The organism is Mesorhizobium sp. M4A.F.Ca.ET.020.02.1.1 (assembly GCF_004022645.1).
GTDB lineage: Bacteria > Pseudomonadota > Alphaproteobacteria > Rhizobiales > Rhizobiaceae > Mesorhizobium.
This window is the reverse complement of record NZ_RZOI01000130.1, coordinates 1-10,763: the sequence shown is the minus strand read 5'-3', so window position 1 is coordinate 10,763 and position 10,763 is coordinate 1. Positions and strand designations below refer to the sequence as shown.

The window sequence follows — 10,763 nt, the reverse complement described above, 5'->3', positions numbered from 1 at the left end:
GTCACGCGCGCCGTCAGCCCGACCGGCTGGCCGCGCAGCTCGATCTCGCCGACATGCGCCCCTTGCGCGCTCGCCACGCCGATCTGCTGCGCCGCCTCGCGCAGCGCCGCCGCGCAGCGCACGGCGCGCGCCGGCCCGTCGAAGCGCGAGACCATCAACTCGCCATGCGTGCCGGCGGCGCGCCCGCCATGGCGGCCGACCAGCAGCCGCCAGGTTTCCTGGAAGCGCTGGCTGCGCTCGCTCCACATGCGGTCGCCGAGCTTGGCTGTGTCGTAGATGCGCGTCACCAGCAGTGCGGCGAGCACGCGCTCGGTGTCGGCCACCGCCGGTTCCCCGGTCAGGAACTCCTCGATCAGGTCGGCCACGCGGTCGACGTCGCCGGTCCACACCGGATGGTCGCGCCCGGCGATCTCAACCAGCCGGGCGCCGGGGATCTTGCGGGCAAGGAAGCGACTCGCCTCGGGGTCGACCCGCACATCGTTGCGGCGATGGATCAGGAGCGTCGGCGCGCTGATCGTGCTGAGGATGCCGCGCACGTCGACGCCGGCATTCATGCGCGCCAGCGCTGCCGCCGCCGTCGGGCTCGCCGACAGCCGCTCGAACCGCGCCCACCATTGCGAAAAATGCGGGTCGTCGACCCGGCCCGGCGCGAAATTGGGCAGCGTGGCGCCGGTCCCCCACGCCGTTTCCGTCGTCGCGATGAAGGCCTCGAGACGCTCCGGCGGCATCACCCATCTGTGGAAATTCGCATAGCCGCCATAAAGCACCAGCGACCGTGTCCGCTCAGGATGGGTGGCCGCGAACAGCATCGCCATCGGCGCTCCTTCCGAGGCGCCGAGGATCGCCGCGCGGCCGCTGCCGGCGGCATCCATCACCGCGCGCACGTCGTCCATGCGGGTTTCCAGGCTGGGCAGGTGGCGGCTGTCGACGCGGTCGGAGAGGCCGGTGCCGCGCTTGTCGAACAGGATCAGCCGCGAGAAGGCCGAAAGCCGTTTCAGCAGACGGCTGTAGCCCTCATCCTCCCACTGCAGGTCGAGGTTGGAGATGAAGCCCGGCACGAAGACGAGATCGAACGAGCCCTGGCCGACCACCTGATAGGCGATCCGCACATCGCCGCTACGGGCGTACCGGGTCTCGATCGGCCTCACGCAACACCCCGCCGGCCAGACGATTTCTTTCGTCGACCATAGCAGAGCCACGCCGCTAGCGGCAGACAAACTTTAGAGAGCTAAAATATAAGGCCTTTGGTGAACGGGAGCGACGGCCGCGTTACTTGTGCAAAGCTGCATTCCCGGCCTGCGCGGGCCCGGTGTAACCGATGCTCGTGTCGGCCTGTTCGGACGTCTTGGGCCGCTTGATCTTTGCCGAGGCCGCCACCACCAGATCGTTGAAATGCTCGGTGCCGCCGTCAAGCATCTCGAACAACTGCCGCCGCATTCTCGGCTCCCAGAACTTGTTGATGTGCTCGGCGACGCCGGTGATGCCTTCCTCGCGCGGCTTGGAATCGAAGAAGGTTGCGATCTGGTTGGCCATCCGAACCAGCTTTTCCCTGGTGCTGGTGATGTGATCTTCGTCATGCGACATGCTTGGCAACTCCGCAAATCACCCGGTCTGGGTGGGTGAAAATATCGAAATCCTCGCCGCGCACCAGCGCCACCAGCGTCATCCCGGCAGCCTCGGCCGTGCGGATGGCAAGTGCCGTCGGCGCCGAAACGGCGATGATGATGGCCGCACCGATTGCCGCCGTCTTCTGCACCATCTCCACCGAGACCCGCGAGGTCACGACGACGGCGCCCGTCGAACCGTCGATGCCGGCCCTGGCCAGCGCGCCGGCCAGCTTGTCCAGTGCGTTGTGACGGCCGACATCCTCGCGCGCCATGACGATGCCCTTGCCCGGCACGTAGAAGCCGGCGGCGTGCACCGCGCCGGTCTCGGTATGCAACGGCTGCACCTTCGACAGGCGCTTGACCGAGCGGGTGATGTCCTCGGCCTCAAGCGTAAGCTTCGACGAACCGACCGCGTCGACCGAGCGCATCGCTTCCTCGATCGATTCGATGCCGCACAAGCCGCAGCCGACCGGTCCGGCAAGCCTGCGACGCCGCGCCTGGAAGCGCGTGTTGGCCTTGTCCTTCAGCCGGATCTGGATGTCGATGCCGGCGCCGAGATCCTCGACCTCGATCGCCTCGATCTCTGCCGGGTCGGCAATGATGCCCTCGGTCAGCGAGAAGCCGAGCGCGAAATCTTCGAAATCGGCGGGGCTCGCCATCATCACCGCATGCGTGGTGCCGGCATAGGAGAATGCCACCGGTGTCTCCTCCGGCACCATCCGGTTCGCAGCCGCAGTGCCGCCGGCGCGACGCGCGAGACGAGAGATTTGGGTTATAGCGGGTCGGCTTGTCACTATCTCATCCAACCAGACTTCAACTCCGGGAACTTCTGCCCAATTTCTTCAAACGCCGGCATAAAGCCATTGCCTAATATTAATCCAACCATAAGGCGGAGGCTCGAAAATTCGGCACTTGTTACTTGGCTTTGAATTTCAATAAGGTAGTCGTTGAGTTCGTTGCTTTGCCGGCTGCACAGTTCGAGGAGTTTGTTGTGAGCTTCTTTGCTGGTCACCAAAAAACTCCTCCCGTAGTAGTGATCGAAATCCTCTTCTTAATGGAGAGGGCTGGAATGACGGGGCCGATAAAAGCTCCGGCGAAGACTACTCCGCCGCTTCCAGCGGGGCGATGCGGCGGCTCTGCTTGGCCTGCTCGTTGTAGTCCTTCTGCCAGTCGGTCGGGCCGTTTGAGGGCGCCACCTGCACCGCGGTAACCTTGTACTCCGGACAGTTGGTCGCCCAGTCGGAGAAGTCGGTGGTGATCACGTTGGCCTGGGTGTCCGGATGATGGAAGGTCGTGTAGACGACGCCCGGCGAGACGCGGTCGGTGATCAGCGCGCGCAGCGTGGTCTCGCCGGAACGGCTCGCCAGCCGCACCCAGTCGCCGTCGCGGATGCCGCGGTTCTCGGCGTCGTGCGGATGGATCTCCAGCCGGTCCTCGGCATGCCACGCGACGTTTTCGGTGCGCCTGGTCTGCGCGCCGACATTGTATTGCGACAGGATCCGCCCGGTGGTCAGAAGCAGCGGGTAGCGCGGGCCCGTCCGCTCGTCCGTCGCCACATATTCGGTGCGGATGAACTTGCCCTTGCCGCGCACGAAGCCGTCGACATGCATGATCGGCGTGCCGAGCGGCGCCTTCTCGTTGCAGGGCCACTGCACCGATCCGACACGGTCGAGCAACTCAAAGGAGACGTTGGCGAAGCTCGGCGTCGTCTTGGCGATCTCGTCCATGATCTCGGAAGGATGCTGGTAGTTCCAGTCGAGCCCGATCGCGCGGGCGAGCTCCTGCGTCGCTTCCCAGTCGGCATAGCGCGCCTTCGGCTCCAGAACCTTGCGCACCATGTTGATGCGGCGCTCGGCGTTGGTGAAGGTGCCGTCCTTCTCGAGGAAGGTCGAGCCCGGCAGGAAGACATGCGCGTAGTTCGCCGTCTCGTTGAGGAAGAGATCGTGCACGACGACGCATTCCATCGCGGCGAGCCCGGCTGCGACATGCTTGGTGTCGGGATCGGACTGCAGGATGTCCTCGCCCTGGATGTAGATGCCCTTGAAGGAGCCGTCGACGGCGGCGTCCAGCATGTTGGGGATGCGCAGACCCGGCTCGTCGTCCAGCTTCACGCCCCACAGGCTCTCGTAGATGTCGCGCACCGCTTCGCCGGAGATGTGGCGATAGCCGGGCAGCTCGTGCGGGAAAGAACCCATGTCGCAGGAGCCCTGCACGTTGTTCTGGCCGCGCAGCGGGTTCACGCCGACGCCCGGCCGGCCGATATTGCCGGTGGCCATGGCGAGGTTGGCGATCGCCATCACTGTGGTCGATCCCTGGCTGTGTTCGGTGACGCCGAGGCCGTAGTAGATCGCGCCGTTGCCGCCCTTGGCATAGAGGCGCGCAGCACCCCGGATCAGCTCAGGGTCGACGCCGGACAGTTTGCCGACAGTCTCGGGGCTGTTTTCGGGCAGGGCGACGAAGGACGCCCAGTCCTGGAACTCCGCCCAGTCGCAGCGCTCGCGGATGAAGGCTTCGTCGAACAGGCCCTCGGTGACGATCACATGCGCCAGCGCCGTCAGCACGGCAACGTTGGTGCCGGGCTTCAGCGGCAGGTGATAGTCCGCTTCGATATGCGCCGACTTGACCATCTCGGTGCGGCGCGGATCGAGCACGATCAGCTTGGCGCCCTGGCGCAGCCGCTTCTTCAGCCGCGAGGCGAACACCGGATGGGCGGAAACCGGATTGGCCCCGATGATGACGGCGACGTCGGTGAATTCGACCGAGTCGAAATCCTGCGTGCCGGCCGAGGTGCCGTAGGTCTGGCCGAGCCCGTAGCCGGTCGGCGAATGGCAGACGCGGGCGCAGGTGTCGACATTGTTGTTGCGGAAGCCCTGGCGCACCAGTTTTTGGACGAGGTAGGTCTCTTCGTTGGTGCAGCGCGAGGAAGTGATGCCGCCGATCGCGGTTCGTCCGTACTGGTACTGGATACGGCGGAATTCCTTGGCCGTATGGGCGATCGCCTCTTCCCAGCTCACCTCGCGCCAGGGATCCGAGATCTTTTCGCGGATCATCGGCGACAGGATGCGGTCCTTGTGGGTGGCGTAGCCATAGGCGAAACGGCCCTTCACGCAGGAGTGTCCGTGGTTCGCCTTGCCATCCTTGTAGGGCAGCATGCGGATCACCTCGTCGCCCTTCACCTCGGCCTTGAACGAGCAGCCGACGCCGCAATAGGCGCAAGTGGTGACGGCCGAGCGCTCCGGCATGCCCTTCTCGAGCACGGTCTTCTCGCGCAGCGCATCGGTCGGGCAGGCCTGCACGCAGGCGCCGCAGGACACGCATTCGGAGGTGATGAAATCCTCGCTCATGCCGGCGACCATGCGCGATTCGAAACCGCGGCCCTCGATGGTCAGCGCGAAGGTGCCCTGCACTTCCTCGCAGGCGCGCACGCAGCGCGAGCAGACGATGCACTGCGCCGGATCGTAGGTGAAATACGGGTTGGATTCGTCGCGGGCGATATAGTCTACGGCCAGCGAGCCGTGGCCGGGCGCGATGCCGCCTTCTTCCTTGACGTGGTTGCGGCCTTCGACGCCGTAGCGGTTCTCGGAGAGGCCGACCGACTTCGCCACCACGTCGAACTCGCTGGCGCCGGTGCCGGCCTGCTCGTTCCAGCCGGTGGGATGGTCGGAGACGTAGAGCTCCATGACGCCGCGGCGGATGGCGTCGAGCCGCTCCGACTGCGTGCGCACCACCATGCCTTCACCGACCGGCGTCGTGCAGGAGGCCGGCGTGCCGCCGCGCCCTTCGATCTCGACCAGGCAGACGCGGCAGGAGCCGAACGAATCCAGCATGTCGGTGGCGCAGAGCTTAGGGATCTCGACCCCGCCCTCCATCGCCGCGCGCATGATCGAGGTGCCTTCCGGCACGCTGATGCTGCGGCCGTCGACGGTCAGCGTGATCCGCTTCTCAGCCTTCGATTCCGGGGTCCCGTAGTCGATCTCTTCGATGAGCGATGGGAAGTCGGCCTTGATGTTCATCTGCCAGCTCCTATTCAGCCGCCACGCGCGTAGGCGCCGGCTTGAAATCCTCGGGGAAATGCGTGATCGAGCTCATCACCGGGTAGGGCGTGAAGCCGCCCAGCGCGCACAGCGATCCGAACTTCATCGTGTTGCAGAGGTCGGTGACCAGTGCGAGGTTCTTCTCCGCCTCGATGCCGGAGGCGACCTTGTCGAGAACCTCCACTCCGCGCGTCGATCCGATGCGGCACGGCGTACACTTGCCGCAGCTCTCGATGGCGCAGAACTCCATGGCGAATCGCGCCTGCTTCAGCATGTCGGCGGTGTCGTCGAACACGGTGAGGCCGGCATGGCCGATCAGCCCGTCCTTGGCGGCGAAGGCCTCATAGTCGAACGGCGTGTCGAACAGCGCGCGCGGGAAATAGGCGCCAAGCGGACCGCCGACCTGCACCGCCTTCACCGGACGCCCGGAAGCCGTGCCGCCGCCGATCTCGTCGACGATCTCGCCCAGCGTCAGGCCGAAGGCCGTCTCGAACAGGCCGCCATGCTTGACGTTGCCGGCAATCTGGATCGGGATCGTGCCGCGCGAGCGGCCCATGCCGAAATCCTTGTAGAAGGCGGCACCCTTGTCCATGATGATCGGCACCGAGGCTAGGCTGATCACGTTGTTGATCACTGTCGGCTTGCCGAACAGGCCCTGGATGGCCGGCAGCGGCGGCTTGGCGCGCACCACGCCGCGCTTGCCTTCGAGGCTGTTCAGAAGCGAGGTCTCCTCGCCGCAGACATAGGCGCCGGCGCCGACGCGGATTTCCATGTCGAAGGCGTTGGGCGAGCCCAGCACATTGACGCCGAGCACGCCGTGCTTGCGGGCAATCTCGACAGCCTTGTTCATCGTCGCCACCGCATGCGGATATTCCGAGCGGATGTAGACAAAGCCCTTGGTCGCGCCGGTGGCGATGCCGGCGATCGCCATGCCCTCGATCAGCACGAAGGGATCGCCCTCCATGATCATGCGGTCGGCGAAGGTGGCGCTGTCGCCCTCGTCGGCATTGCAGACGATGTATTTGCGCTCGGATGCCGTATCCAGCACCGTCTTCCACTTGATGCCGGTCGGGAAACCGGCGCCGCCGCGGCCGCGCAGGCCGGATTCGGTGACCTGCTTGACGATGTCGGCCGGCGCCATGGCGACCGCGTTCTGCAGGCCCTTCAGCCCGCCATGCGCCTTGTAATTGTCGAACGACAGCGGGTCGATGACGCCGCAGCGCGCGAAAGTCAGCCGCGTCTGCTTGGCCAGGAACGGGATCTTGTCCGGCGCGCCCAACCAGCGCTTGTGGGGCGCGCCCTTGAGGAAGCCGCTGTCGAACAGGCTCTTGACGTCGGAAGGCTTGACTGGCCCGTAGGCGACGCGACCCTCGGCGGTCGCAACCTCGACCATAGGTTCCAGGAAATAGGCGCCGCGCGAACCGTTGCGCACGATCTTGGCCTCTACGCCGCGTTCGGCCAATTCCTTCTCGATCGCCTTGGCGACCTTCTCGGCGCCGAGCGCCAGCGCGCCGGAATCGGCGGGAACGTAGATGCGGGGGATCATGAGCGCACCTCCGCGACGATCTCTTCGATCTTCTCGTCATCGAGCCGCCCGATCACCTCGCCGTCCAGCATCGCCGACGGCGAACAGGCGCAAAGCCCGAGGCAATAGACCGGCTCCAGTGTAACCGATCCGTCGCGGGTGGTCTCGTGGAAACCGATGCCGAGCAACTGCTTGACCTTGGCGGCGACCGCATCCGACCCCATCGACTGGCAGGCTTCCGCCTGACAGAGCTTGAGCACATGCCGGCCGGCAGGGCGGGCGCGGAAATCATGGTAGAAGGTGACGACGCCGTGCACTTCGGCCCTGGACAGGTTCAGCCCGTCGGCGATGACCGGCAGCGCTGCCTGCGGCACATGGCCGAATTCTTCCTGGATCTCGTGCAGGATCGGCAGCAGCGGACCTTCGAGGTCCTTCAATTCCTCGATGATCGCCGCGGTGCGCGACGCGATCTCGGTACTTGCAGGCTGCATTGGCATGCAGCGCCCTCCCTGGTCGTGGCGACCCGATGTGTGTCGCCCAAGATATAGAGCGGTTTTGGGACAACGACACGCACTCGGCGCAATATCGCTAAGTCCTTACGAAATCAGAGGAAACCTCCGAAATCAATAAAGCTGTCCCGTTGCTTGATAGAAAATTTCTATCAAGCGCGCTCGACCTGCACTGTCTATCCTAGCGATGGGCGCGGAAATCGTCCGCCAGCGTCATCGCCTCGTCCAGCAGCGCCTGCACCAAAGGCGTGTGCGGCTCGCCAGGTGCCGCCACCAGACCGACCGTGTGGCTGGCGTCCGGCTCGACGATCGGAATGGCCCGGATCGGCTCGGAAAAGCCGAATGTTTCCGCGAGGTTGAGCGGCATGATCGACGACCATTTGCCGGTCCGGATGTGCGAAAACAGCACGATCATCGAATTCGATTCCAGCGTCGGCCGCACCTGCACCCCGGCCTCGGCCAGATGCTGGTCGATGATGCGGCGGTTCTGCATGTCGGGCGTCAGCAGGCAAAGCGGCAACTGGCTGATCTCCGCCCACGTCACTTTGTCGCGGTCGGAAAAGGGATTTCCGACCGCGGTGATCAGCTGATAGCGCTCGTCATAGAGCGGCACGCTCACCACGCGTCCGAGCGGCTCGTTGTCGAGATAGGTGATGCCGGCATCGACGTCGAAATTGCCGAGCAGCGTCAGCACCTCGATCGAGGTGCGCGACAAGATCGAGAAGGTGACGCCGGGATGCTTTTCGCGAAATGGCGTCGTCAGCCGCGCCACCATGGCCAGCGCCGTCGGAACCGCCGCTATGCGGATGCGGCCGGACAGGCCGTGGCGGGCCGCCCGCATCTCCTCGCGCATGGTGCGGCTGTCGCCGACGATGCGGCGCGCCCAAACCAGCACCTGCTTGCCTTCCGGGGTCAGGCCCTGGAAGCGCGAGCCGCGCAGCACCAGCATGACGCCGAGCTGCTCCTCAAGCTGCTTGATCCCCGCCGAGAGCGTCGGCTGGGTGACGCCGCACACTTCCGCCGCCCGGCCGAAATGCTCCTCCCTGGCGAGCGCGATGAAGAATTCCAGCTTGTCGATCATCGGCGCAGGCTATCCGTAGCAAAGCGGTTGCGCCAGACGACGCTGCCGCGGCACCACGAACTGGATCGCGCCTCGGACCCTTACTCGCCCGCGAGGCACAAGATGTTGCCGTCCGGATCCTTGAACCAGGCGACCTTCATGCCGTCGCCGACATGGATGTCGCCCTCCAGCGACAGGCCGGGCATCTCATAGTGCTCGAAGGCGACGCCCTTCGATTTCAGCGACTTGACGACGGGATCGATCTCATCGCCAACGCTCCAGGTCACAGCCGTTGCCTTGTTGGTTCCGGCGAATTCCGAATGATAGACGTTGATGACCGTGTCGCCGCTTTTGTAGACGACCAGTTCGCCACCCATGTCGTCCACCTGCTTGAGACCAAGCGTTCCCTCATAGAAGGTCTTGGCTCTCGTCAAATCTTTCACCGCCAGATTGGCCGCGGCATTGCTGTTTGCGAGCATGACAGTCTCCTTCCCGGATTTGTTGTGTCGCCGCTCATGGCATCCGAGATAGGGCCCGTTGATCGATCGGCCATGGGCAAGCAGTGAGGATCGGTCAAAAACAGCGTCGGGCAAACCCGACTCCATCGGTCGTTTTCCGTGGCACGCGCGCAAGCCTTTGCTCCACGGCTTGGTTCTTGCCGGAAACTGCACTATCTGCATCGCCAAAACCCCGAGGAAACACCATGGCCGTCACCAAGGAAACCGTCATCGAGCGCCTGAAAACGGTCAACGGGCCGGATTTCACCGGCAACATCGTCGACCTCGGCCTGGTCTCGGAGATTTTTATTGCCGATTCGAAGGTGTTCTTCTCGATCACCGTGCCCGCCGCCCGCGCCCAGGAGATGGAGCCGCTGCGCGCCGCCGCCGAGCGCGTGGTCAAGGGCATTCCGGGCGTCGCCGGCGCCGTCGTGGCGCTGACGGCGGAGAGGAAGGGCGGCGGCATGGAAGCGCCGGTGCCGCCGCGCCCCGCGCCGAGGCCGGCGCCGGCTGCCGCGCCGCAGCGCCCCGTGCCGCAGGTGCCGGCATCGCACAGCCACGGCAAGCGCGGCGTGCCCGGCATCGAGGCGATCATCGCGGTGGCCTCCGGCAAGGGCGGCGTCGGCAAGTCGACGACCGCGGTCAACCTGGCGCTTGGGCTTGCCGCCAACGGCCTGAAGGTCGGCGTTCTCGATGCCGATATTTATGGGCCGTCCATGCCGAGGCTGCTCAACATCCATGGCCGGCCGCAGACCGTCGACGGCAAGATCCTGAAGCCGATGCAGAATTACGGCCTGAAGGTGATGTCGATGGGCTTCCTCGTCGATGAGGAGACGCCCATGATCTGGCGCGGCCCGATGGTGATGTCGGCGCTGACGCAGATGCTGCGCGAGGTCGAATGGGGCCCGCTTGACGTGCTGGTCGTCGACATGCCGCCCGGTACCGGCGACGCCCAGCTCACCATGGCGCAGCAGGTGCCGCTCGCCGGCGCCGTCATCGTCTCGACGCCGCAGGACCTCGCTTTGATCGACGCCCGCAAGGGTCTCAACATGTTCAGGAAGGTCAACGTGCCGCTGCTCGGCATCGTCGAGAACATGAGCTACTTCCTCGCCCCCGACACCGGCAAGCGCTACGACATCTTCGGCCATGGCGGGGCGCGGCGCGAAGCCGAGCGGCTGAGCGTCACCTTCCTCGGCGAGGTGCCGCTGGAAATGGGCATTCGCGAAAGCTCGGATGCCGGCGCGCCGGTGGTGGTCTCGAAGCCGGAAGGCGCCGAGGCGAAGATCTACCGCGACATTGCGGCAAAGGTCTGGGACAGGGTCAACGAGGAGCGTGGCGCGGCGGAAGCCGCGGTGCCCTCGATCGTGTTCGAGTGATCCCTCGGCGCGAGGGTCAGCCGCCGACCTTCTCGCCGAACGTCGAGAAGAACTGCCCGGCGAGCTTCTTCGACGTCGATTCGATCAGGCGGCTGCCGAGCTGGGCGATCTTGCCGCCGACATCGGCCTTGGCCGCGTATTTGAGCACCGTCGTG

At 65.3% G+C, this 10,763-nt stretch carries 11 protein-coding genes; 1 reads left to right on the top strand and 10 read right to left on the bottom strand.

The features are described from left to right. The 9 genes from EN742_RS11425 to EN742_RS11385 form a co-directional block, all read right to left on the bottom strand. Positions 1–1,148 (bottom strand): alpha/beta fold hydrolase (locus EN742_RS11425; RefSeq protein WP_128332820.1); only part of this gene is annotated, 1,148 nt, incomplete at its 3' end. Between the two features lie 121 nt (positions 1,149–1,269). Beyond that, entirely contained in the window at positions 1,270–1,584 is a 315-nt protein-coding gene (locus EN742_RS11420; RefSeq protein ID WP_127407338.1) for a formate dehydrogenase subunit delta, read from the bottom strand. Then, positions 1,574–2,401, bottom strand: a complete 828-nt coding sequence (fdhD, locus tag EN742_RS11415; protein WP_189375283.1) for a formate dehydrogenase accessory sulfurtransferase FdhD — start codon at positions 2,399–2,401, stop codon at positions 1,574–1,576. Before fdhD ends, EN742_RS11420 begins: the two co-directional genes overlap by 11 nt. Continuing rightward, positions 2,401–2,619, bottom strand: coding sequence for a hypothetical protein (locus tag EN742_RS11410; RefSeq protein ID WP_126056759.1), 219 nt, complete (start codon positions 2,617–2,619; stop codon positions 2,401–2,403). The genes fdhD and EN742_RS11410 overlap by 1 nt, the downstream gene beginning before the upstream one ends. 88 nt (positions 2,620–2,707) lie before the next feature. Then, positions 2,708–5,620 (bottom strand): formate dehydrogenase subunit alpha, encoded by a 2,913-nt coding sequence (gene fdhF, locus EN742_RS11405; RefSeq protein WP_128332819.1) that lies wholly within the window; start codon positions 5,618–5,620, stop codon positions 2,708–2,710. A gap of 10 nt (positions 5,621–5,630) precedes the next feature. Continuing rightward, entirely contained in the window at positions 5,631–7,187 is a 1,557-nt protein-coding gene (locus EN742_RS11400) for an NADH-quinone oxidoreductase subunit NuoF (RefSeq protein WP_128332818.1), read from the bottom strand. Further along, complete coding sequence (locus EN742_RS11395) at positions 7,184–7,663, bottom strand: formate dehydrogenase subunit gamma (protein ID WP_127406675.1); 480 nt, start codon at positions 7,661–7,663, stop codon at positions 7,184–7,186. The genes EN742_RS11400 and EN742_RS11395 overlap by 4 nt, the downstream gene beginning before the upstream one ends. A gap of 193 nt (positions 7,664–7,856) precedes the next feature. Then, entirely contained in the window at positions 7,857–8,756 is a 900-nt protein-coding gene (locus EN742_RS11390) for a LysR family transcriptional regulator (RefSeq protein WP_127406674.1), read from the bottom strand. Positions 8,757–8,836: 80 nt separating this feature from the next. Next, on the bottom strand, positions 8,837–9,214 hold the full coding sequence (locus EN742_RS11385; protein WP_127406673.1) for a VOC family protein: 378 nt from the start codon (positions 9,212–9,214) through the stop codon (positions 8,837–8,839). Positions 9,215–9,438: 224 nt separating this feature from the next. Here EN742_RS11385 and EN742_RS11380 point away from each other — a divergent pair, with 224 nt between their 5' ends. After that, positions 9,439–10,608: an Mrp/NBP35 family ATP-binding protein gene (locus tag EN742_RS11380; protein WP_126056753.1), complete on the top strand. Its 1,170-nt coding sequence runs from the start codon at positions 9,439–9,441 to the stop codon at positions 10,606–10,608. Between the two features lie 16 nt (positions 10,609–10,624). On the opposite strand, the gene EN742_RS11375 is transcribed toward EN742_RS11380, so the two are convergent. Beyond that, positions 10,625–10,763: SRPBCC domain-containing protein (locus EN742_RS11375; protein WP_281034953.1), on the bottom strand; the 139-nt coding region annotated here is incomplete at its 5' end.